21 protein-coding genes and 3 pseudogenes are annotated in these 21609 nt (G+C 68.1%); 9 read left to right on the forward strand and 15 right to left on the reverse strand.

Features of this window, described 5'->3' with window-relative positions; all coding sequences use genetic code 11:
• Positions 1–154 precede the first annotated feature (154 nt).
• Complete coding sequence (locus EES41_RS39455) at positions 155–415, forward strand: hypothetical protein (RefSeq protein ID WP_164496214.1); 261 nt, start codon at positions 155–157, stop codon at positions 413–415.
• Between the two features lie 1078 nt (positions 416–1493).
• Here EES41_RS39455 and EES41_RS39465 read toward each other — a convergent pair.
• Both EES41_RS39465 and EES41_RS39470 read right to left on the reverse strand, forming a co-directional pair.
• Positions 1494–2843 (reverse strand): phosphatidylinositol-specific phospholipase C domain-containing protein, encoded by a 1350-nt coding sequence (locus tag EES41_RS39465; protein WP_164496215.1) that lies wholly within the window; start codon positions 2841–2843, stop codon positions 1494–1496.
• A gap of 373 nt (positions 2844–3216) precedes the next feature.
• Positions 3217–3729: an HNH endonuclease gene (locus EES41_RS39470; protein ID WP_254211902.1), complete on the reverse strand. Its 513-nt coding sequence runs from the start codon at positions 3727–3729 to the stop codon at positions 3217–3219.
• Between the two features lie 275 nt (positions 3730–4004).
• Between EES41_RS39470 and EES41_RS39475 the strand changes: the two genes are divergently transcribed.
• Positions 4005–4469, forward strand: coding sequence for a hypothetical protein (locus EES41_RS39475; protein WP_123083334.1), 465 nt, complete (start codon positions 4005–4007; stop codon positions 4467–4469).
• Positions 4470–4525: 56 nt separating this feature from the next.
• Here the strand turns inward: EES41_RS39475 and EES41_RS39480 are convergent, their stop codons facing one another.
• The 9 genes from EES41_RS39480 to EES41_RS39510 form a co-directional block, all read right to left on the reverse strand.
• A complete protein-coding gene (locus EES41_RS39480) occupies positions 4526–5149 on the reverse strand; it encodes a DUF6000 family protein (protein WP_123083335.1) in 624 nt (207 codons plus the stop codon).
• Between the two features lie 73 nt (positions 5150–5222).
• Complete coding sequence (locus EES41_RS39485; protein ID WP_123083336.1) at positions 5223–5450, reverse strand: hypothetical protein; 228 nt, start codon at positions 5448–5450, stop codon at positions 5223–5225.
• A gap of 117 nt (positions 5451–5567) precedes the next feature.
• Complete coding sequence (locus EES41_RS39490) at positions 5568–5942, reverse strand: RRQRL motif-containing zinc-binding protein (protein ID WP_254211903.1); 375 nt, start codon at positions 5940–5942, stop codon at positions 5568–5570.
• A 233-nt stretch (positions 5943–6175) separates the two neighbouring features.
• On the reverse strand, positions 6176–6787 hold the full coding sequence (locus EES41_RS39495) for a hypothetical protein (protein ID WP_123083337.1): 612 nt from the start codon (positions 6785–6787) through the stop codon (positions 6176–6178).
• 116 nt (positions 6788–6903) lie between these two features.
• The gene (locus EES41_RS39500; RefSeq protein ID WP_123083338.1) at positions 6904–7452 is read right to left on the reverse strand and encodes a hypothetical protein; all 549 of its coding nucleotides are present in this window, start codon (positions 7450–7452) and stop codon (positions 6904–6906) included.
• 94 nt (positions 7453–7546) lie between these two features.
• Positions 7547–7693, reverse strand: coding sequence for a hypothetical protein (locus tag EES41_RS41955; protein ID WP_164496216.1), 147 nt, complete (start codon positions 7691–7693; stop codon positions 7547–7549).
• A gap of 100 nt (positions 7694–7793) precedes the next feature.
• A complete protein-coding gene (locus tag EES41_RS41960) occupies positions 7794–7946 on the reverse strand; it encodes a hypothetical protein (RefSeq protein WP_164496155.1) in 153 nt (50 codons plus the stop codon).
• 58 nt (positions 7947–8004) lie between these two features.
• Positions 8005–9273 (reverse strand): hypothetical protein, encoded by a 1269-nt coding sequence (locus EES41_RS39505; RefSeq protein WP_254211904.1) that lies wholly within the window; start codon positions 9271–9273, stop codon positions 8005–8007.
• Between the two features lie 417 nt (positions 9274–9690).
• Positions 9691–10983, reverse strand: coding sequence for an IS256 family transposase (locus EES41_RS39510; RefSeq protein ID WP_254211905.1), 1293 nt, complete (start codon positions 10981–10983; stop codon positions 9691–9693).
• Positions 10984–11432: 449 nt separating this feature from the next.
• Here EES41_RS39510 and EES41_RS39515 point away from each other — a divergent pair, with 449 nt between their 5' ends.
• The 4 genes and pseudogenes from EES41_RS39515 to EES41_RS39530 all read left to right on the forward strand — a co-directional run bounded on the left by EES41_RS39515 (position 11433) and on the right by EES41_RS39530 (position 16976).
• Positions 11433–12767 carry a hypothetical protein gene (locus EES41_RS39515; protein WP_164496217.1) on the forward strand — a complete coding sequence of 445 codons (1335 nt, stop codon included), beginning with the start codon at positions 11433–11435 and terminating at the stop codon, positions 12765–12767.
• Positions 12768–13259: 492 nt separating this feature from the next.
• Positions 13260–13370 (forward strand): annotated as a pseudogene (locus tag EES41_RS43595) (LysR family transcriptional regulator); the annotation flags it as partial.
• Positions 13371–13563: 193 nt separating this feature from the next.
• Positions 13564–15282, forward strand: a complete 1719-nt coding sequence (locus tag EES41_RS39525; protein ID WP_123083340.1) for an amidohydrolase — start codon at positions 13564–13566, stop codon at positions 15280–15282.
• Between the two features lie 200 nt (positions 15283–15482).
• On the forward strand, positions 15483–16976 hold the full coding sequence (locus tag EES41_RS39530) for an IS256 family transposase (protein WP_254211906.1): 1494 nt from the start codon (positions 15483–15485) through the stop codon (positions 16974–16976).
• A 31-nt stretch (positions 16977–17007) separates the two neighbouring features.
• Here the strand turns inward: EES41_RS39530 and EES41_RS39535 are convergent, their stop codons facing one another.
• Entirely contained in the window at positions 17008–17235 is a 228-nt protein-coding gene (locus EES41_RS39535; protein ID WP_123083440.1) for a hypothetical protein, read from the reverse strand.
• 274 nt (positions 17236–17509) lie between these two features.
• Here EES41_RS39535 and EES41_RS39540 point away from each other — a divergent pair, with 274 nt between their 5' ends.
• On the forward strand, positions 17510–18658 hold the full coding sequence (locus EES41_RS39540) for a S8 family serine peptidase (protein ID WP_164496218.1): 1149 nt from the start codon (positions 17510–17512) through the stop codon (positions 18656–18658).
• Between the two features lie 314 nt (positions 18659–18972).
• On the opposite strand, the gene EES41_RS42515 is transcribed toward EES41_RS39540, so the two are convergent.
• From EES41_RS42515 to EES41_RS39555, 3 genes and pseudogenes are all read right to left on the reverse strand, one after another.
• The gene (locus EES41_RS42515; protein WP_254211933.1) at positions 18973–19242 is read right to left on the reverse strand and encodes a lamin tail domain-containing protein; all 270 of its coding nucleotides are present in this window, start codon (positions 19240–19242) and stop codon (positions 18973–18975) included.
• A gap of 6 nt (positions 19243–19248) precedes the next feature.
• Positions 19249–19521: pseudogene (locus tag EES41_RS42520) on the reverse strand (MerR family transcriptional regulator); the annotation flags it as partial.
• An 82-nt stretch (positions 19522–19603) separates the two neighbouring features.
• Positions 19604–20095, reverse strand: a pseudogene (locus tag EES41_RS39555) (Tn3 family transposase); the annotation flags it as partial.
• A 473-nt stretch (positions 20096–20568) separates the two neighbouring features.
• Between EES41_RS39555 and EES41_RS39560 the strand changes: the two are divergent.
• Together EES41_RS39560 and EES41_RS39565 are read left to right on the forward strand one after the other, a co-directional pair.
• Positions 20569–21003 carry a hypothetical protein gene (locus EES41_RS39560; protein WP_164496219.1) on the forward strand — a complete coding sequence of 145 codons (435 nt, stop codon included), beginning with the start codon at positions 20569–20571 and terminating at the stop codon, positions 21001–21003.
• Between the two features lie 107 nt (positions 21004–21110).
• On the forward strand, positions 21111–21536 hold the full coding sequence (locus EES41_RS39565) for a hypothetical protein (RefSeq protein ID WP_123083345.1): 426 nt from the start codon (positions 21111–21113) through the stop codon (positions 21534–21536).
• Positions 21537–21609 lie beyond the last annotated feature (73 nt).

Below are 21609 nucleotides of genomic sequence, written 5' to 3' on the forward strand. Positions count from 1 at the left end.
ACGGTTTAACTGCATGAGGTGTCTTTCCTCGCGATAGCCGAGGGGAGAGGTCCATCCATAGCCGAGGGCCGGCGGCCCCGGAGGGACAGGGCGCGAACGGGCGCGGCAGATCGTGGACGGGTACGCACCCCTGAAAGTCACCTTGCGCCAGGTCTTGTACCGACTCGTCTCCGAAGGCGTGCTGCCGCACACGCCGCCGATGTACCGGCGGCTGTCCGCACAGCTGGCCCAGGCTCGGCGAGAGGGCCGCTTCCCCGACCTGATCGACACCGTCCGCGAAGTGCACGTCCCGCCGGCCTGGCCGGACGCGGACGCGTTCGTCGCCGAGATGCCCGGCTGGTTCCGCCTGGACCGCTCCGCGGGCCAGAAGCGGGCCCTGTACGTCGCCCGTCGCCGCGGAGAAGGACCCCCTTGACAGCAGCTGACCGGCTGGCTCGAGTTCGCGGGCATCCCCGTGCTCGTGGTCCGCGGCTTCAGCCCCCAGTCCTACGCCGACGTCGTCCGCGACCGCGTCGCCCACGAGCAACGCGAAGCCTGTCTACTCGTCGTAGGCGACTCGACTGCTCGGGCGAGGACATCGAGCGGGACCGGGTGGAGCGGACGGGCCGCTGGAGCGAGGTGACCAGGGTGCTGCTCACCTACGAGCAGGTACGCGCGTACGGGCTCCTGGCGACCGAGGGCAAGAGCGGCGACCCGAGGTGGCCAGCCTTCGCCCGCCGCTACGGCTTCGGCCCTCGCCGCCCGGTGCAGTGGGAGGTGGAGGCATTGGAGCCGGCCGAACTCCAGCGCCTGAGCGCACCGTGCTCGCGCAGCAGATCGCCGCGAGGAAGAGCTGCGCCGCGCCCTGGCCGACTTCCTCGGCGGCTGGGGCGCGGACGGCGGGAGGTAGTCCCGCCGTCCGCACGCGGGTGCCCTGCAACACAGGCGGTGCAAGGCCGTCGAACGCAACCGTGTGTTGCGGTCTTGACCTGGCACAACGCGTGCAATGCGCTGGTGCGCGAGCGCGTTGCACCGACGTGCTGCACCCTTTCCCGGACCCCTGCTACCCAGATACTGGAGCGCCCTTGAGCCCCCGGTCGGTCGCCACATCGGCGGCGATCCGTGCTTTCGTGTGTCCGGAGCCGAACCTGCCGTGCACGGGATCTCGACGGCGCCGGTAGCGGCCGCAGCGGATAAGGGCGGATCGGCGCGGACGGCACCCTGTTCGCTCCCGCTCTGACCGCTGGCCAAGGCAAGCTGTTCTACGCCCACAACGGCGGGGAACAACGCGTTGTGGTTGCGTACCTACACCGGCGCCGGGGGCTGGAGCGAGGTGGCACTGATCCCGTCCCAGACGATGAGCCTGGTCCGTCCCGGGCTGGGACAGGCCGCAGGCCTGCCGGGACCCCGCCGCAGACTGTGGTCTGCGGCGGGGCTGCCGGGCTCGCCGTGGTGCCGACGAGGTGGGGCCGGACCATGCCAATTACCGTCGGGTGCGGTGGAGACCTGCTTGATCAGGCGCCGAGCCAGTAGTACTTGCTGCGGATGCCTGTCGAACCGTCACCCTGGGTGAAGAGGTTGAAGCTCTGGTTCGTGTTGCCGGCGTAGGCCCGGCCCGTCACCGTGCCCGCGCTGGACATGTCGAGGACCAGGCCGTTGTGGGCGTTGCGGATACCGACGGAGCCATCTGCCTGGTTGACAAGCGAGAAGTGCTGGTCGTTCGAGGTGCCGGAGGGCTGGACGGTCACCGACCCGTTGGCGTTCATGCTCAAGACCATGCCGCTGTACACGTTCTCGATCCGGTAGGTGAATCCGCCGGAGCCCAGGCCTGCCAGTTTGAACTGGAAACTCTGGTTCTGAACGCCCTGGTACGCAGGTCCCGTCACCGCCGCGCCCTGCGTGGTGCCGGAGCTGATGGCGCGAGGGCCGGTTGGTGTGCCGGCGAACTGGTTCAGTTTGAGGACGGCAAGGGGGAGATCGTTCTTCCCGCCGCTGGTGCTGCCGGCGGGGCGGTCGATGTAGTCCATCGCGATCACGCCCGTGGTCTTCCCCGCGGCGACGCCGTTGAGCAGTCCGAGCGTGTAGGGATTCAACTGCTGGGCGTACCCCCAGGGGGTCAGACCGATGACAGGCGTGCCGTATGCGCTGGTGTGGTTGACGAACATCTTCTGCTTCGACGCGGTGTTCACGGCCCGGCTCAGATGGTTGCGGACCGCGTCCTTCTTGCCAGGGGGCGTCGGGCTGCTGGCCATGTCCTGTAGGTCGAACACGTTCTCATTGCTGAAGTGCAGTCCGTAGCCCAGGTAGGGCCACCCGGACATGAGAACGATCTTTCCTCGGGCTTGCCCGAGGGTCGGGAAGCCGGAGCTGATGTGGAAGTCGCTCCGCATTCCCGAACCACCCCAGTACGTGTCGAGGTAGTGGTTGAACGTCTGCGTGAAGTCCTGGGCCGACGCGTTGGACTTGGTCTGCGAGATCCGCATCAGGATGGTTTCCGAGCGGTGGTTCGAAAGGAAGCTCCGACAGCTCTGCAGAACATCGCCGAACATCTGCTTCAGGTAGTAGTCGCCGTGGTGGACGGAGAAGACCTTGGAGTCCATCCGGCGGAGCCGAACATCCAGGTACCGGACACCGTTGGTCAGCTGCCAGTCCAGGTCCCTGCTCTGGCACAGCGCGTACCCCGCCGACCCCACGTTCTCCTGGTAGGCGGCAGATTCGTGCGTGCCCGGGATGGACATGTCCCGAATATTGACGTGGTCGGGGATGCCCGCCATCCAGTCCGAGGACACCGGCACCCAGCCGGTCCTGGGGGCGGCCGCGAGATCGTCCACCGGTGTGGTGGCGAGATCGGTCCGGTCCCCCACTCCCTCGCCGTCCGGTAAGGAGGATTCCAGAGCCTGGGCACCGTAGCGGACCTCACCGTCTCCGTATTCTGGACAAGGACCCCCTCCCGCGTACGCGACGAGGTCGAGTTCGGTCTCTTCCCCGGACCGCCCATGCGGCGGCTCCACTGCTGCTTCGGGGACGTCGTCATTCGTGGGCTGAGCAGTCGATACGGCCATGAAGAGCTCCTAACGGCGCGTCTCACGCAGAGGGACGCGCGATCGAGTGTCGGCTGGTTGTGCACGCCGGGCGTCGCCCGAGCGGCCGATGGCTACCCTGCGTTGTCGCAGCAAACCCAAAGCGACCGACGATGGCTGATAATCGGTGGATAGCGATCTACGGCCGGCCGACGGGTTACAGGGCGGTGGGGCAGTCCTCGGCGAGCCCGAGGAGGGCCTGGCGCTCGTTCTCGTCGACGGCCAGGTCCCAGCGCAGCTTGGTGCCGACCCAGGTCGCGGCGTACGTGCAGTGGTAAGAGCCGTCAGAGGGCAGCCACTCGGCCGGTCCTTGTCGGCCTTCGACCGGTTGGAGGCGGCGGAGACCGCGATCAGCGTGTCCGGGGAGGCCTGGCGTTCGCGTACGCCTCCCGCCGGCCCGCCGACCACGGCACCTGCTCAGAGTCGAACACCTCGGCGAGGGGACGAAATGGTCGACATCGAGTCGGGCCGTGTCCGTCACCACGATGTCGTCGCACGCGCTGCGCCAGGATCCGCCGGTCAGTTTGCAGCCGGCCGCGACCTGCGGCGCCTCGACGGCTTCGGCGAGGATGACCTCCTTGCGGGTGTCGCAACCGTCCCCGGCGTTCAACCCGAGGTTCCAGTGCTTGTACAGGTCCCGCTTGTAGCCCTCGCGGTGCTCGACAGCCACGGGGAGCCGGTCGATCGCCTCGAACAACGGCAGCGGAGCCCGCACCCTGGCCGGGCCGGCCACACCGGTGGCCGGTTCTGCCCGCTCTTCCGTGACGACTACGGCCGAAGGGGGACAGAGGCCGTCGAGAGCCCTGTCTGGCAAACCTCGGCTGACAACGGCGCCGCCCTGCTGGCCAGCCCTCGCATCCCCGCCCGGGAGGCTGCGAGTGGAGCACGAGCGGTCCATGCGGGTTCTCGAAGAGATCAACAAGGCAGCCGGAAAGGCCTGATGACATGGCACTGAGCCCTCAGCAGCGCGACCAGATCGAACGGCGCGTCCGCGCGGCCATCGACCGGCTGCTGGCCGGACAGATCCCGCTTGGCGGCGCCTGCGACGTCAAGACGCTCGCCCGCGAGGCGGGCATCTCCCGCGCATCCCTCTACCGGACCTGGGGCCACCTCAAGAACGAGTTCGAGAAGCGAAGGGCAGCCGCCTGGGCGGCGGGCCAGCAACCCGACCCGCGCGAGGCCCGCATCGCACGGCTGCGTGACCTCAACCAGCGGATCACCGGCAAACTCGCCCGCACCCACACCGAGCTCACCCAGCTCAAGGAGCGCCACCAGCTACTCCTATCGGTCCTGGCCGCCAAGGACGACGAAGTCCAGCGGCTTCGCCGCCAGCTCAGTACGTCCGCCACGGTCCCGGATCAAAGGCAGGGGGACGACGCCAAGGGCGTAGCCCCCCTGCCCCGCCGCTAATGTCACACCAACGTGATCAACAGGGGCGAGATCAGCAGCGCTGTGGGATGAAGAGCTCAGTGCCTGGTTTTCATTACGGCAAAGAGTTCAGCGCACTCGCTGATGAAGGAACAGAGCTGATCCACGACCTGCCGGTACTCCTGCGGATCCCGCACCACGTTCGGCGTGGCATCGGCCCACTGCTGCCACAGGCCACCAGCGGCAACGTATGGGGCTGCTCGCTCAGTCCCAAGGGCGACATCGAGGTGAAGCAGCGTGCTGAGAACCTCGGTCTGGTCCCAGACGAGGTCAGGTTGAGGCAAGTAGCGATCAAGATATCTGCAGATCAGATCGGCGTCCGCGCTGGTGCCGAAGGCGGCAAGAGCGATGCAGAAAGCCCCGCGGTAGGGGCCTCCGCTGGCCAGCAGGAGTTCGCCGATGCGGCTGCGAAACTCGGTCCTGCCGGACACGGCAACAAGCCAGGAGGCAGTCCTGCACTCCCGCCACCCGCCCTCGAAAAGGATGCCGAGTTCAGCGGGAGTGATCTCCCCGGCAGCCTGGACCAACTCCCTCACGAACGACTCGCGCTCAGGCCCACTCAACCGCAGCGAGCTACCACCCAGCCGCATATACCGCCGGCCGGGCGCGACGAATCGTCGGACCAGTTCCCTGAGCTCGGGGTCGGTGTTGGCATAGCGCATGGCTGCATCTTCGCCCGGTGACGACCCAGCTGCCATCGGTTTACCCAGACTCGAGTAGCGTCGATGGAGGTCATCAGCGGCCACCCACAAGAGCGAATCGCGAGGCCAGACCGTGACGCCGCACAATCGCGACACCGGTGCTCTGCAGCAGGAAACCGCTGCCCCCGGCCGCGAGCCGCGGGACCGAGACACGCGACATGCTGGACACGATCCTTGCCGCGTTAACCCAGAAGTCGCCGATGGCGCTTCCGGCGCGGGTCAGTCCGAGCAGGGCGGCAAAGACGGCGGGCCGGTGCGTCATGCTGGGGGTTTTCCTGATCTCGAAGGGTGAAGGAGCGGGCGGCCGGCCTTTGCCTGTGCTGCGGCCGCCCGGTTGTGCGGGCCCCGTCCCGGCCGGTGCGGTCGGGACGGGGCTGGCTCATGCGGCCAGCCGGTGCGTGGCCGGGGCCGGTGCTGTCATGCAGCTGCTCGGGTCCACAGGGGTGCCGTCGAAGCACTCCAGGCAGCACCCGAGCTTCTTGGAGAGGCAGATGTAGAACCGGCGGCCGCATTCGCCGCAGGTTTGCCGGGCTGCCATCGCCTGATCGAGGGCCCGCTCCTGGGCGAGCGTCGGAACGAGTTTGGGCTTCGCGAGGTCGACACGGAGCAGGAAGCCGCGGGTGGGGTGGGTGCACGACCACTGCGGCCGGGTGGCGCACAGCTTGCAGCGCAGGATCGCGACCGGGCCGCAGTTGCTGCCGGGGCTCAGGCCCATCTCCCGTAACTGCCTGCGGGTGACGAGCCCGTCGGGCACCGTGCTGCCGCGTACTCGGGCAGCGCCGCGTCCCAGCGGGGCACCCGGTTCACCTCGCGACGGCGGCGCTCCTTCCGCAGACACGGCATCACCTGCTCCAGGCGGTGGGCAGGAGGTCGGGGCGGTGTAGGTAACCGGGGCCGGGGCGCTGCGGGCGGGGCCGGCCGATCCGACAGCGCGGGCGGGGGATGAGCACGGGCTGTCTCTCCAGTCGCCGGTGGGCGGTGCGCGGATCAGGCGACGGTGATGCCAGCGAACTGCGCGGCCTGGGCGCCGGTGAGGGTGAAGTCGGGCGCGGCGAGGAGCGCTTCGGCGACAGCGGTGATGCGGTCCCACTCACAGTCGACGCGCTGCTCGGCGGTGGCCATGACGTGGTCCCAGGCAAGGCCACCGTCGGGGGCCGGCCCGGTCTCGGTGACCTGGACGCCCTCGGCGGTGAGGATGCTGAGCGCCATCTGCTTGTCGTGCTCGGCCACGGTGAGACTCGCCGTCTCGGGGGTGAGGCGGCCGGACTCGGCGAGCTGGTGGAGGCCGGCGGCCTGACCGGCGGCTCCGCAGACCACGGCGATGTCCAGGTAGCTGCCGAAGGACTGGGCCCAGGTGGTGGCGCCGGTCCAGCCGGTGACGCCGTCGCGGGTGATGGTGTGGATCCGGACGCGCTCGCAGGTGAAGCCGACGAGCTGGCCGAGCACGACATGGCCGGCCTCGTGGTAGGCGAGCCCGCGCTGGATCAGCGGGAGCGGGGTGAACTCGTAGCGGCCGTGCCGGTAGGGCGTGTGCTCGTCAAGGGTGTACATCGCGTCCGTCGGGCGGTTCAGTACGTGCTGGCGGTTGATGGGCTGCATGGCGGGGCGCTCTCCCTTGATTGGGCGGTGTGGTGGGCGGGGGTGCAGGCCGGACGGCCTGGCCCGTACCCGGCCGCAGGGGGTCGGGTGCGAGGCAGGTGGTCCGGAGCGGGCGGTCAGAGGCCGCGGGCGTGGGCGAGATCGGCAGCCTGGTCGAGCATGTGCATCGGGACGAGGGCCGAGCCGTGCGCGTCGTTGAAGGACGGCACGGAGTCAACGTGGTCGCCGAACCTGCGGCGGATCGCGTCCAGGAGCACGGAGGAGGCGTCGGCCTCCAGGCCGCTGTCGCCGCCAGCCTCCGCTCGGATGGCTCCGACCAGGCAGCGGGCGCCGTCCTCGTCGACCAGCGTGCCGGAGCACCAGCCGCCAGTGAACAGGTGGTGGTGGGTGCGCTGGAGAAGGGCGGCGACGGGTGTCGGGTAGGGCTCCGGCGGCTGGAGCGTAGGGGTCAGCGGCACGGTGACGACGTGGGTCAGATCGATGGGCTCGGTGGGGATGTGCGCGGTGTTGACCTCGTAGGCGATGGCCGCCTGTTCCAGTCGGGCGGTCATCGCCGCGTCGATGAGAGTGAGGCGCTCCTCAAGGGACAGTTCCGCCAGCGGCGCGGCAGCCTGGGTGGTTGAGACGGGGCAGGTTATGGCGGGGGAGGGGGCGGTGGTGGGCATCGGGGCTCCAAGCGGGTACGCCGAAGGGCGCCGCCGGTGTGGGTCTCCGGCGGCGCCCTTCGGCGTCGTGCAGTGGGGGAGGGGGAGAGGGGCGCTAGTCGTCGGGGGTGTAGTTCAGCGCGCCGCAGTTCCAGCAGTCCCATTCGTCGGGGACTTCGACCAGGTCGCAGCAGTCGCACCCGTCGCCGTGTACGACGCAGTCCTCGTCGCAGTTCCAGCAGGTGTAGTGCAGGTGTGCCATGCCTTGTCTCCCCCGGGGTGGTTGGTGGGGCCCGAGACGAGCATGGGTCAGATACCGGCGCTGTGCTGCGGCGTTGGCGGAACTGGCCGGGGGATGACGATCAGCTGGCGACCAGTGCGGCCAGGCCTCTGTTGATGGCCGGGTCCAGGCCGGTCGCGGCGAGGGTGAAGCCGAACAGTGTGCAGATCAGGGCGGAGCCGACGCGGACGTGTCCGCCCCTGACCAGGACGACGGCGACGACGCACAGCAGCACGGTGGCGGAGATGGGAAAGGCCGCGGTGGCTCCTCCTTCATGGGGTGGGGTGGGCGATTCAGCTGTTGGTGAGTCTCTGGATGGTCTCGAGAGCCTGGCGGGCGGAGACGACGGTGTCGCGATGCTGCGCGCCGGCGGACTTGACCGCCTGCTTGCCGCTGGTCTTTCTGGGGCGGTCGTCGTCCTCGTCGTCACTGGGCATGGGCCCGAATTCGCCGGGGCGGGGGTCTTCGTTCCAGTCGAACCAGAGTCCGCGCTTGTCGAGTTCGCGGATCTCGTGGTCGGTGAGGCGGTTGACCTCGTCGGGGAAGAGACTGCCGAGGTCGGTGTCGAAATCGGCGTACAGCGACCGCATGAGGACGGCGCGGCCGTTGTCGAGGACGATGACGGCGACACCACCTGTGGAGACGCCGTTCTCGGGGTCGGCTTCGCCGTTCATGGCCCGCTCGATCGCGGAGCCTTCCTGGCGGGCGTAGCGGGCCGGGATGGTCGGCACGTCGTAGGCGTTCTCCATCGTGCCTTCCGCCGCCTTGCGGGTGGCTGCGGGAGAGCCCATGTTGAAGATCACGGGCCTGCTGTTCTGCCGCAGGTTGTCTTTCATCTCGGTGGAGAACCCGTTGTGCGCGAACGGCGACTGGCCGGCCGGGTTGAAGCCGATCCCGTACTTCAGCCCGGTGACCGTGAGGTCCTCACCGTCCGTCTGGATGAACTGGCCGAAGTCCGGGTCCTGCGCCGCGGTCATGAACTCGTCCGCGTACACGTTCAGCTGCGCGTACGGGCAGCGGGGATCGCCCGGTTTGTAGTCGTGCGGTTGGCCGTCGTGGGGCCATGGCATCTCCGCGCGGATCTCACAGAGTGCCTGCGCCGCCCGCAGCGAGCGGGCCATCCACAGCGCGTTCGAGCCCTGCCGGTCGATGTACCGGCCCAGCGTGGTGGTCTTCTCGTCCTTGCGGACGGTCGAGAGCCACACCACCTGGCCGTTCAGGGATTGGGCGGCCATGTGGATCGCGAAGTACTGCGTCTTGCCCGACCGGCTGACGCCGAGGGTGAGGCCGTGGGCCGGGGCGTTCTTGTCGTGCTGGTACACCATGGTCTTCACCGGCTGGCCGGTGATGGTGAACCCGCACACGTACATGCCCTTGGCGTCCGGGGTCAGCAGCTCGCGGGTGGCGGGGAAGATCGCGCTGAGTGGCGGTTCGTCGAACGCGCTGATCAGGAACTCGTTGCCATCGATGAGGACGAACACGCAGGAGTCGTCCTCCGCGATGCCCAGTCCCCGGCAGACCTTCGCCAGGTCGATGCGGGGAGTCGCGGTCGGCTCGGCCATCTTGGCCCGGTAGAAGGTGACCCCGCGCGCGGTGTCGCGGGAAGTGCTGATCAGGACGGATCCGGGCGCGCCGGCCTTGGGTGCGCCGCCGACGCGGGGGTGTTCCGGCGATTAAGGCCAGCGCTTGGCGCCCGGACGCGTTCCCCGCCGACGCGGGGGTGTTCCGGGAGTCGTAGCCGCGTGCGGCCGACACTGCGAGTGCTCCCCGCCGACGCGGGGATGACCCCGCTACGACGTACATCAGTCCCTCCCGTCAGCGAGGAGCTCTGCACCCCTGGTACTTCGCTCGGTAGATGAACCCTTACGCCGACACATGATTACGAAAGTTCTGGCCAGGGCCCTTTCGGAACCCGATCCCGTGTCCCGCGCCGCGCCGGGGTCCGTAAAATTAACGGTGGTTTTGGGGTTGTTGGGGGTTCAGTGGCGGGCGGCTGAGAGCCGGCCGTCGAAGGTGATGTCGAAGGCGTTCAGAGCGGCCTTCCAGCGCTGGGTCCATCGTTTGCGTCCCTGGCCGGTGGGGTCGAGGCTCATGATGGCCATGTAGACGCACTTGACGGCGGCCTGCTCGTTCGGGAAGTGGCCACGGGCCCGGACGGCCTTGCGGATCCGCGCGTTCACGGACTCGATCGCGTTCGTTGTGCAGACGATCCGCCGTATCTCGGTGTCGAACTGCAGGAACGGCACGAACTCGGCCCACGCGTTCTCCCACAACCTCACGATCGCGGGATACTTCTGGCCCCATTCCTCCTGAAACTCCAGGAACCGTTCCATGGCGGCGTCCTCGGTCGACGCTGTGTAGACGGGCTTGAGTGCCTTCGAGATCTTGTCCCAGTCCTGCCGGGCCGCGTATCGGAACGACGCCCGCAGCAGGTGAACGACACAGGTCTGCGTGATCGCCTGCGGCCAGACCGCCCCGATCGCGTCAGGCAGGCCCTTCAAGCCGTCGCAGACGACCATGCAGACGTCTTCCGTGCCGCGGTTTTTGATCTCGGTGAGGACCTGGAGCCAGTACTTGGCACCCTCGCCCCCGTCGCCGGCCCACAAGCCCAGGATCTCGCGAGTGCCCTCGACGGTGACCGCCAGGACCACGTAGACCGGCCTGTTCGCGACCTTCCCATCCCGCAGCTTCACGTGGACACAGTCAATGAACAAAACCGGATAGACCGAGTCGAGAGGCCGGTTCTGCCATTCGTTCATGCCGTCGATCACCTTGTCCGTGATCGTGGAGATGGTCGCCTTGGAGACCTCGGCGCCGTAGACCTCCGCGAGGTGAGCGGAGATCTCCCCATGGGTCAGACCGCGGGCCGACAACGACAGGACCATCTCGTCGACGCCGGTCAGCCGGCGCTGCCGCTTCTTGACGATCTGCGGCTCGAACGAGCCCTCCCGGTCCCGCGGGACTTCGAGAACGACCGGGCCGACCTCGGTCACCACCGTCTTGGACCGGGTCCCGTTACGGGTGTTGCCCGAGCCGGCCTTCTCATGCTTCTCGTGCCCGAGGTGGTCGGTGATCTCGCCTTCCAGAGCCGACTCGAGGATGATTCGCTTCGTCAACTGCTGCAGCAGACCACCCTGGCCCGTCAGCTTGATCCCGTCAGCCTTGGCCCGGTCCACCAGCTGACTGATCAGCTGATCATCCAGAACCTCCGGCACGAACCCGGACGGCTGTACTTCCGCCACGGCCTCCGCCGACACGGTCACATCTGTCATCAGGTGTCACTTCCTGCTCGAAGATCCACCGTTGACCGTACAGACCCCCGCGCCGCTCTGTAGCACCCGCTGAGCTCGGGGCGGCGGATGAAGTCGATCGCGCGCGCCGCCCACGATCACGGCGCGTGATACCTGGGTACTTGTTGTTGGTAGGGACAGGTGTTTGAGGGGGTGGGCTCGGCTGCGCCCGGTCTCGGACTGCGGGACGCTGCGGGCAGCCGTTGCCCCTAAGGGGGGGGATCGTCATGTTCCATGCCGAGCACGCTGAATGGGGGCAGGTCCACTCGTACTTGCCGGATCTGGGGTGCGGAAGGGCCTGGGGGGACGTCTACAAGGTGAAGCCGTCGCAGCTGACGTGCGGGGGCTGCGGGTGGCCGATGCACGCCCGGTTATCGCGGCGGAGGGCACCGCACTTCGCGCACCAGCCCGGCGCGCCGGAGGATTGTCCAGTGGGGGAGGAGTCGCCGGATCACCTCTACCTGAAGTGGTGTCTGGTGACGGCGGCGCGGGAGGCTGGGGCGGTCGCCGAGGCCGAGGTGCCCGGTCCGGGTGGGGTGTGGCGAGCGGACGTGCTGGCGAGCGGTGCGGGCGGGAAGTGGCGGATTGCGCTGGAGGCGCAGTTGGCCGCGATCACTGCGGACGACATCCGGGGCAGGTCGGAGCGGATGCTCGAAGACGGGGTGCCGTCGGTGTGGTTCTCCTATCGGAGGGCGCCGTGGCTGGGCGTGGTGCCGTCGGTGCGTGTGGGCGAAGTCCATGACGTGGTCATGGTGGTGGAGGGTCTGGCCCGGTTCGCAGCCGGTGAGTGGGTCAAGGGCGGTCCGATGACCTTGGTCGAGTTCCTGCGCCGCGTTTTCAGTGGGCAGGTGGTGTCGTACAGCCCGGAGCGAAGGGCCGAAGGCCTCGTGCTGGACGTGTTGTGGGTTGATTCCCGATGCCTGCGTGCGGCGGCCGACTACCGGGAGTCGGAGGAGTCGGCGCGGGCTCGGGAGGAAGCGGAAGAGCGCCGGGCGCTGGAGGCGTCGCAGGTGGCCGATGCTCGGTGCTGGCAGGAGGATGCCCTGTTGGGCGCCCGGCTGGATGAGGAGGAGCAGGTGGCCGGGCCATCGTGGCGGCTCAGCGATGCGGAGGAGCGGCGTCTTAGGCTTCAGCAGATTACCCGTCGTATGGTGCGCCAAATCTTGGCGGTTGTCGAGCGTAAGCGCCGGGCGGCCGGGGTGCCGTTGCCCTGCCTTGGGGCGGCGGGTGAGGACACTGCAGGCTGGGCAATGGATGTCCTCCAGCAGAAGGGGTTCCGGGCGGACCACGTTGGGCGCAGCATGGGCGATGCGCGGTACGCGGGCGGTGTGCCGCTGATGGGCGAGGCCGCTCACCCCGTCGCGGTCATCGACCCCCACCCGGCCCAGGCCGGCTCCCGCGTGCTCGCGGCGTCGGTGCTGGTCTTCACCACCTGGGAATTACGGACCCGGTTCCTGGCACAGGCCCCGCCGCCGCCATGGGATGTCAGCGACCGGTACGTGACACTCACTCTCGACTTCAATCCGCCTGCCCCGGTGCCAACCCTGTTGAAGGTGTCGATCCCCCAGCAGCCGACTGCCAGCGCCCGCAGGGCCGGTCCCTGTGCCTGCGAGGCTCCAAGCCTGCTGGCCGTGTTCCCCGACGGGGTCGAAGTGGTAGAGCCGTGCGAGGAGAACACCCCGGCGTCGGCGTTCCTGACGGCCCGCTGCCAGGACTGCGGCGGCCTGTACCAAGGTCCGTGGCGCAGGAGCCCGGCCCGGGTATAGGCGCGCACTCTCTGCTGGGCTGGTTGACACGACGACGCTGACTCCGACGCATGGGCGAGTGTTCCCAACCTGCACAGTTGAGCTTTCAATCTTGGGGATCGCCGTCCAGTGAGGCGGCACGAGGCGACGTCTTCAGGACGGGGTGGTGGTCATGACCTTGATGCTCGCCCGGGTTTCGCTGTTCAGCACTTGCGGGCCAGCGGTTGCCCGGCGAAGCGCACCCCTGCCAGGCCATGGGCGGTGGAGTTCACCCCCGCCCCGTAGTACAGCCCGGAGATGAGGGCCGTCGCCTCGACGGGTGGACCGGTAACGGCACGGGTGGCCGATGGCCGGTGGCTCGGAAGACCGCTCCGCACGGTGCGTCAGTAGCCGGTGCCGCGCTTGACCTGGGTCCGCTCGATGCTGGGGGTCGCTGCCCTTGTCGTCCAGCGTGCGACATGTGTCGGCGACCACGAGCCAGGTTCGGTGTGGCGCGCCCGCAGCTCATTGCCACTGTGCGAGGGCAGGGTCGACCTGGAGATCGGGACCATCGACCACGTCGACCCGGAGACCAGGGTCGAGGAGCTGGACACGCTGAGGTTGTCGGCTGGCATCAGGGCCGGGCTGGTCCGGGGCCTGATTTGCTACCGCCACACCGGTGACCTCGGAGACGGCTTCCTTGCCCCCTCCGCGGGCCCGGTTCCCCGACCGCGCTGCCCCGTTCCAGTGAAGTCCGGCCGTCCTCGGCGAAGTTTGCCCACGTCGCTTCTAGGCTCTGGGCCGCTTTCACCATCCTTCTACCGAACGGGAGACCAGCATGGCCGAGCAGGCCGACCTCATCCTCCACGGCGGCGACATCGTCACGCTCGCGGAGCACGGCGACGAACGGGGCGAAGCGGTGGCCGTCAAGGACGGCACCATCGTCTTCGTTGGCTCCGAGCAAGAGGTGCTGGAACGCTGGCGCGGCCCGCATACCGTCGTGCGGGACCTCGGGGGCCTCGCCCTGCTGCCCGGGTTCATCGACGCGCACGGGCACCTCGGCGGCATCGGCCTGCAGGCCATCATCGCCAACCTGCTCGCCGACCCGGACGGCGACGTCACCGACCTCGCCGCTCTGAAGGACAAGCTGCGCTCCTGGGCTGCGGGACCGGTGGGTGCGGACTCCGATTGGATCATCGGATTCGGGTACGACGACGCGATGCTCGCCGAGCGCCGGCACCCCACCCGCGACGACCTCGACGAGGTGTCCACGGACCGCCCGGTGCTCGCCATCCACCAGTCCTTCCACCTCGGCGCGGTGAACAGCATCGGCCTGAAGCGGCTCGGCTACTCGGCCGCCACACCCGACCCCGAGGGCGGGGTGATCCGGCGGCGCGAACTCGCCGTCCCGCCCTCGTACGGCGAGCCCGACGGCGTGCTGGAGGAGAAGGCGTTCACCCCGGCCTCGGACCTGGCGCTCGTGGGGCTCCCGGAACGGGAGCTGCTGATGCTGTTCGCGACGGGCGCGGCCAAGGCGGCGAGCTTCGGCTTCACCACCGTGCAGGAGGGCGGCACCACCCTCGCCAACCTCACGGCGCTGCGGGACACGGCCGCCGCCGTGCCGCTCCCGGTCGACGTGGTCGCGTACGTGAAGGCCGATGAGGCAACCGCGTCCACGCTCGACGACCCGATCGGGGTGAGTGACGAGTACGTGGACGGCGTCCGCGCGGCCGGCGTGAAGCTGGTCCTGGACGGCTCGCCGCAGGGGCGCACCGCGTGGCTCACCGAGCCGTACCTGACGCCGCCGCCCGGACAGCCCGAGGACTACTGCGGGTACCCGGCAGTGCCGGACGACGCGGTGGTGGCCAAGCAGATCGCTACGGCGGTCGAGCGGGACTGGCAGGTCCTGGCGCACGTCAACGGCGACGCGGCGATCGACCAGTTCCTCAAGGCGGTCGAGGCCGCCGGGCCGGGCCGGCGGCCGACCGTGGCGATCCACGCGCAGACCGCCCGCAAGGACCAGGTCGACGTGTTCGCTCGGCTGGGAATCCTGCCGTCCTTCTTCTCGATGCACACCTACTACTGGGGCGACTGGTACCGCGAGACCGTCCTCGGCGAGAAGCGGGCGGAGAGCATCTCCCCCGCCCGCTGGGCACTCGACAAGGGCCTGCGCTACACCTCGCACCACGATGCCCCGGTGGCGCTGCCGAACTCGATCGCCGTGCTGTCCAGCCAGGTGACCCGCCGCACCCGCAGCGGCCACGTCCTCGGCCCCGACCAGCAGGTCTCCGCCCTGGACGCGGTTCGCGCGATCACCATCAACGCCGCCCACCAGTACGGCGAGCAGGACCGCAAGGGCAGTATCGAGGTCGGCAAGCTCGCGGACCTGGTCATCCTCAGCGCGAACCCGTTGACGGTCGACCCCGAACAGATCCGCGACATCAAGGTGATCGAGACCATCAAGGCCGGCACCACCGTCCACCCGCCCGCACCCACCGACCAGGCTTCCGGAACCCCCTCGACCGCACCCACCCCGCAGTGGGGCTGCTCCTGCTGAACCGGCTCGCCCCTGCCCCACCACGCCCGGCGGCTGCGTCCGCCGGGCGTCCAGACGTCGCTGCGGCCAGCCGCTGCCAGTCACACTCCCTGACGCTCGTCAGCCTTCGCGAGCGTGTCTGAAAGATCGTGTAAGTCCGATGTGGAAGCCTGGCCCGGGGCTCGGCCTCGGGCCTGTGGGCCAGGCGGATCGGATGAGTCATGGCGGACAAAGACGAAGCGGCCACGTCCGCGGCCGGGGACAAGACAGTCGAGGAGGTGGTCGAGCGGCTGCTGGACAAGGCTGATGCCTCCGGGGCGGCTCTCCTCGGTGAGGGCGGTCTCCTGACGGAGATCACCAGGGCCCTTCTCGAGCGGGCCCTGGAAGCCGAGATGAGCGAACACCTGGGCTACGAACGCGGAGATCGGGCAGGTCACGGGTCGGGGAACTCCCGCAACGGGACCTCGTCCAAGACGGTCCTGACCGATGCGGGCGCGGTCGCTCTGGCGGTGCCGCGGGATCGCAACGGTGAGTTCGAACCGCGTCTGGTCCCGAAGAACGCCCGTCGGCTCGCGGGGTTCAACGACCGGATCCTCTCGCTCTACGCCCGCGGGATGAGCGTGCGCGACATCCGCTCGCACCTGGCCCAGAACTACGGGGTCGAGGTCAGTCCCGATCTGATCAGCAAGGTCACCGACGCGGTGATCGACGAGCTCGTGACCTGGCAGAACCGGCCCCTCGACCCGGTCTGGCCGATCATCTACATCGACGCACTGTGGGTGAAGATCCGCTCCGGTTCGGTGACCTCGAAGCCGGTCTATCTGGCTGTCGGCGTCGACATGGACGGCCGGAAAGACGTCCTCGGTCTGTGGGTCGGCTCCGAGGGAGAGGGCGCGACCACGTGGATGGCAGTTCTGTCCGAGCTGCGGAACCGGGGCATCGAGGACGTCTGCATCGTGGTCTGCGACGGCCTGAAGGGCCTGCCCGACGCGGTCACCGCGACCTGGCCGAAGGCGACCGTCCAGACCTGCGTGATCCACCTGACCAGGACCTCGCTCCGACTCTCGTCGTCGCGGGACCACCCGAAGCTGGTGCCGGCCCTCAAGGCGATCTACACGGCCCCGACCGAGGCGGCGGCCGAGCAGGCCCTCGACCTGTTCGCAGCCTCTGAGCTGGGCGAACACTATCCCGCGATCGTTCGGACCTGGCGGTCGGCCTGGCCGGAGTTCACGCCCTACCTGGCGTTTCCGCCGGCCATACGGACGGTGGTCTACTCCACAAACATGGTCGAATCGATCAACGCCCGGCTCCGCAAGGCCACCCGAAACCGCGGCCATTTCCCCTCGGAACAGGCCGCGTTGAAGGTCCTCTACCTCGCAGTCCGCGAGCAGATCAACCCGAAAGCGCGCGACGCGAACCACGTCGCCGCACACTGGAAAGAGGCACATCATCAACTTGGCGGCAACCGCTGTTCCCCAAGGCCGATTCCGCAGCCCCGGTCCAGACGGTGGAAGCCCGCGCTCTTGCCGCTCACTGCGGGCCAGGATCAAGGACACCGTTTAGATCAGCGTGCTCCCACCTCGCCCTCGTCATCCTCGTCCAGCTCCGCCGCGTCCCGGTCGCGTAGCGGGCGCAGAGACCCGGCGGCCGGAGTGGAGGCGGTGAAGCTACAGCGGAACCTGGAGCCGATACGCCCCGGTGACCACACACGGTGAGTTGTCGCGCCGCTCCAGCTGGCATGCCTCGTCACTCGGGATAAGTGAAGCCCAGTTCGCGCAGGCGGGGCAGGCAGGCTTCGAGGCACTGCTCCACCGACGCAGCATCGGTACGCACGAGGATGTCATCACGCAACGGGGCGCCACTGGCCACGAACGTCCAGGGCTTCCGCTTCTCTGCCATCCGCTCAGCATCAGCCTTGAACAGCACTGTTATGCCCTGTTCGGCCAGCGCCTCCATGATCGCGACAATGTCCACCGGTGCCCCCTCCAGAAGTGACTCGAACACACCACGGTGAACCTATCCGTCCGAGGACGGACCACGAACACTGGCCTCGCCCCCCAGAGTGACCAACGAGAGCCCTCCAAGCTGGAACACGCGACACCTCAACATGCGGGCCTACCAGTCTCAACCCCCGCACAGGCGGTCGGAATGCCGTGTGATGAGGTGGGGCTGCGAGAGATCGCAGCGCACGTACATCAAGGGGGCAGAAATGCAAGGCATCATACGTCGGGGTTCGTGGTGGAGGGCGGTGGGCGTCATCGTCGCGGCGTGGGCGGTCGGCGTCGGCACGGTGATGCCGGCGGCAGCCGACAGCGACCCGCCGGACTACCTCAAGGTCATGAAAGCCGAAGAGCTGTGGAAGGTGGCAGACGGTAGCGGCATCACGGTTGCCGTCGTCGACAGCGGCTTCAAGGAAGTCCCGGGCGTGCCGAGCGAGTCCGTCCTTCCGGGCCTGTCGGTCATGGAGCCGCCGGTCGAGCAGCCGGACAAGAAGTACTCGCCGCACGAGGATGTCAGCGGGCACGGGACCACCATGACCGCGGCGATCGTCGGAGACGGTTCAGGAGGCGGTCCCAAGGGTCTGGCTCCTGGCGCCAAGGTCATGCCTGTTCGCACCAGCATGGGCACGCTCATGGCCTGGGCCGTAGGCGCCGAAGGTGCCAAGGGGATCCGGTTGGCGGCTGACAACGGGGCCAAGATCATCAATTTGAGCTGGGGCGACTACTACGGCTACGAAAGGCTCAAGTCGGCGGTCGAGTACGCCCAGAGCAAGGGGGTACTGGTCTTCGCTGCCATGGGAAATGAGGGGGAGGGCAACAATGCGTTCAACCTGATCACCATGGCTCCGGGAGTCATCGGCGTAGGAGCCATCGACGAGAAGGCCGTGGCGCTGAAGCTCAGCTCCTACGGGCCGGAGACGGACCTGTCCGCATACGGCAGCAAGGCGCCGATCCGCTGCAAGGAGAACACCGCCTGGTGCATCGCCGACGGCGGCACCTCGTACGCCTCTGCCCTGGCTTCCGCCTCCGCCGCTCTCGTCTGGTCGGCTCACCCCGATTGGACCGCAAATCAAGTCGCGCGCGTCCTCATCGAGACCGCCGGTGGCCCCAAGGACGGCTCCAAGCGCAGCGACCGGATCGGCTACGGGGCGGTCCGCCCGCGCATGGTCCTGCTCGAAAAGGCGGGCAACCCGGGGGCCCCTGACGTCGACCCCCTGGCCCCGGTCCCCACGAACACGCCCACCCCGACCCCCAGCACCGGGCAGACCGCTGCGGCCCCGGCGAAAGCTGCGTCTGCGGAAGCGGGCCTGCCTTGGCAGTGGCTGGCACTCGGCGCCGTCGTTGCCGCGGGCCTCGGCCTCGCCGGCACGCTGATCGTCAAGCGCCGCCGCAGCTGATTGAAAACGCAGGCCCAGAGCCCGAAAACCGGAGGACAGCGGCTCGGTTGCCCCCGTGGCAGAGATCGGTGAACCGGCGGTCGGTCACGATGATGTACGCCAGCGCGTGCGCGGCCTCCTCCGCCTCCACGTCCTTCCTCACAGCCCCTGCGGTCAGGCCCCAAGCCCGGGCGCCTGCCCGGTACGCAGCCGTGCGGGCCGCCACCCGGTGAAGGGGGACAACCCGCACTTGCTGCACCGGTCAGCGGCTTCCCGCCGAACCCAGCTGCCGGCGGCCGCCCGCCGTCAGGCGGCCGCCGGCCCCAGGCCTGAGGTCAGTGGTGATGCCGGCCCCAGGACTCCGTGTCAACGGTGCGACCGCGGTCATCGCGCAGCGTCGCCGCGTCCGCACGGTTGTCCCAGACGTAGTCGCGACGGTCCTGGAACAGGTCGGTGCGGGTGTCGCGGCCATTGCCGGTGTGGATGCGGATGGTGGCGCGGCTGGCGATGCGGACGTTGTCGAAGCGGTAGCGGTTGCCGTCACTGTCGCGCAGAGTCCAGCCGCGCAGGTTGATGCCGTCGCGGGTGGTGTTGGTGATCTCCACCCACTCGGCTTCCTGGCGGGCCAGGTCGGCATCGAGTTCTTCCAATATCTCGGTCAGTTCGCGTCCGGCATCATCGGCGAGGGCGTTGCGCACTTCATCGAGGCTGAGGCCGAGTTCGGTCAGCCTGCGCACCCTGGCGAGCAGGACGGCGTCGCGGACGCTGTAGGCCCGGTAGCCGTTGGGGCGCCGCTCCGGTTCCGGAAGCAGTCCGACATGGTGGTAGTGCCGGATCGCCCGGGTGGTGAGCCCCACGAGCGCGGCGATTTCTCCGATTCGCATGCCGCCAGTAGAAACCCTGCCGTTGCGTCAAGGTCAAGCGCTGAAAGTATCGTCGGGCGCAAAACGAGTCAGTCTGCTCCCCCTACCCCTTGTCGTCCTCGTGGAGTTCCACTGTGTCCGGGTCGCGAAGCGGGCGTAGGGCGCCGCCAGCCGGAGTGGAGGCGGTGAAGCTGTAACGGCCCAGGACGTTGAGGTGGCGGTGCTTGAGCGGGGACAGGTGGGCGATGTCCTCGTCCCGGATCTCGTGGCCCTCGGCACGGAGCCGGGCGACGGCGGCGTCGATGTACCGGGTGGTCCAGAGCACCACGGCGTTGAGGACCAGGCCCAGTGAACCGAGCTGGTCCTACATCCCGTCCCGGTACGCCTGGTGGATGGTGCCGCGCTTGCCGTGGCACAGGTCGCGGGCCAGCTTGGGCCGGGACTCTTGCGCGGTGAGCTGGCGGTTCATCTGGCGGCGGTAGGTGTCGTCGACCGGGTCGACGACACGGAGCAGGTGCTCGGCCTTGGCGGTCCAGCCGTATTCGGCGCATGCCTGTCGCGGTGGCCGGGGCGACGGTGAACCAGTCGGTTTCATCGAGGAGCTGGATGTGCAGCGGGTTCTCGGGACTCGGTCTCCAGTGGGTGTCGGTGCGGACGGGCACGGGCAGCTCCGGCAGGAACAGCTCGGACGAGCGGCCGTTGCATGAACGGGGCGGGGGCGACTACTGGCCTATTGCAAGCTACTTGGCTTGATTGAGCGGGGTCATATTCCAGTCGACTATCTTGAGAACCCGGAGGGCACCGCAGGGTGTCTCGCGGCGGCTCTTGGCCCTGTCCTCACTGCGATCCGATGGCGGAACGGTTAATTCCGGCCAGTCGGGACGCGGGTCATCATTTCCGGCCTTGGCCGCCTGTGGTGGATGAGGTTGCTTTACTTGATCTTGACGGCTCCGTCCGGCGCATGATTGCATCCCCGGTGTGCCTGGATGGCGGTTGCACGGATAAATTCGATCGCGCTTCCAGGTGAAATCAGGTACCGAATCTTCGATTATTCCCGGGGGGGGGAATATGAAATTCGCTATTCTGTCCGGCCTGCGGAAAACTGGACATCGCGTCGGGCTCGTATCGCTCGGCGCCATGACTCTGCTGTCTCTAACGGCCGGTTCGGCCCAGGCCGCCAGCTGGTCGAGCTACCTCGATGGCGCCTACCCCAACTTCGAGTCCCGCCGTTGGGCTGATACGGGAGGCAGCACGAGCATCCAATTCACCAACTGTGCGGATCACACTGGAGCTACAAGCGTCGGTGTCACCCTGCGCAAGGCTGTCGACTGGCAAGTGGACCCCACTTACTCCACAGCTTCCTTCACCAACTGCTTCAACGGCTACAACTCGTCGTCTTCGGATGGCTGGGACGACCACGGCAGCGGCAACTACTACTTTGCCGTGAACCTGGGCGCGACATACAGCGACCTGGACGTCCGGGTCGTCAACGTCAATTACTGAATCAACTCTGAAATTCGGCACGAGTCGAGCGACCGATCCATGTCGAGCAGGGGCTGATCATTTCGCGGCTGCTTTGTTCGCCACTATCTCAAAGGAGCGCAAGCATCATGAAGTCAGTGCATCTTTCCGCCCTGCGTGAATCCGGCCGCCGGGCGGCCATGGTTGGCCTGGGCACTGCCGCCGTCGTCGGTCTGGTTTCCAGCCCGGCCCAGGCATCGAGCTGGATGAGCAGCCTCAGCAACGCGGGGCCCGGATTCGAGTCCCGTCGCTGGTACGACACTGGCGGCTCGACGACGGTCGAGTTCACCAACTGCACCAGCGGCTCCTCCGTAGCCAACGTCACCCTGCGCAAGGACGTCGACTTCCAGGTGGACCCGCAGTACTCCACGGCCTCCTTCACCAACTGCTTCAACGGCTACAACTCGACGTCTTCGGACAGCTGGGACGACCATGGCAGCGGCAACTACTACTTTGCCGTGAACTACGGCGGATGGACGTACCTGACGGTCAGAGTCGTGGATGTCTACTACTGATGCACTCCCTGTTCGGGTGGGAAGGTCGCTTCCCACCCGAACAGGCTTTTCCTATAGCGCACTTGAGGTATGT

The organism is Streptomyces sp. ADI95-16, from assembly GCF_003721495.1.
Classification (GTDB): domain Bacteria; phylum Actinomycetota; class Actinomycetes; order Streptomycetales; family Streptomycetaceae; genus Streptomyces; species Streptomyces goshikiensis.

Excerpts from the sequence above, each read along its gene's own strand:
- EES41_RS39530 (WP_254211906.1), top strand. The coding sequence starts at position 15,483 with ATGGCGGACAAAGACGAAGCGGCCACGTCCGCGGCCGGGGACAAGACA.
- EES41_RS39510 (WP_254211905.1), bottom strand. The coding sequence starts at position 10,983 with ATGACAGATGTGACCGTGTCGGCGGAGGCCGTGGCGGAAGTACAGCCG.
- EES41_RS39525 (WP_123083340.1), top strand. The coding sequence starts at position 13,564 with ATGGCCGAGCAGGCCGACCTCATCCTCCACGGCGGCGACATCGTCACG.
- EES41_RS39495 (WP_123083337.1), bottom strand. The coding sequence starts at position 6,787 with ATGCAGCCCATCAACCGCCAGCACGTACTGAACCGCCCGACGGACGCG.
- EES41_RS39475 (WP_123083334.1), top strand. The coding sequence starts at position 4,005 with ATGGCACTGAGCCCTCAGCAGCGCGACCAGATCGAACGGCGCGTCCGC.
- EES41_RS39505 (WP_254211904.1), bottom strand. The coding sequence starts at position 9,273 with ATGGCCGAGCCGACCGCGACTCCCCGCATCGACCTGGCGAAGGTCTGC.
- EES41_RS39485 (WP_123083336.1), bottom strand. The coding sequence starts at position 5,450 with ATGACGCACCGGCCCGCCGTCTTTGCCGCCCTGCTCGGACTGACCCGC.
- EES41_RS39560 (WP_164496219.1), top strand. The coding sequence starts at position 20,569 with ATGAAATTCGCTATTCTGTCCGGCCTGCGGAAAACTGGACATCGCGTC.
- EES41_RS39480 (WP_123083335.1), bottom strand. The coding sequence starts at position 5,149 with ATGCGCTATGCCAACACCGACCCCGAGCTCAGGGAACTGGTCCGACGA.
- EES41_RS39500 (WP_123083338.1), bottom strand. The coding sequence starts at position 7,452 with ATGCCCACCACCGCCCCCTCCCCCGCCATAACCTGCCCCGTCTCAACC.
- EES41_RS39565 (WP_123083345.1), top strand. The coding sequence starts at position 21,111 with ATGAAGTCAGTGCATCTTTCCGCCCTGCGTGAATCCGGCCGCCGGGCG.
- EES41_RS41955 (WP_164496216.1), bottom strand. The coding sequence starts at position 7,693 with ATGGCACACCTGCACTACACCTGCTGGAACTGCGACGAGGACTGCGTC.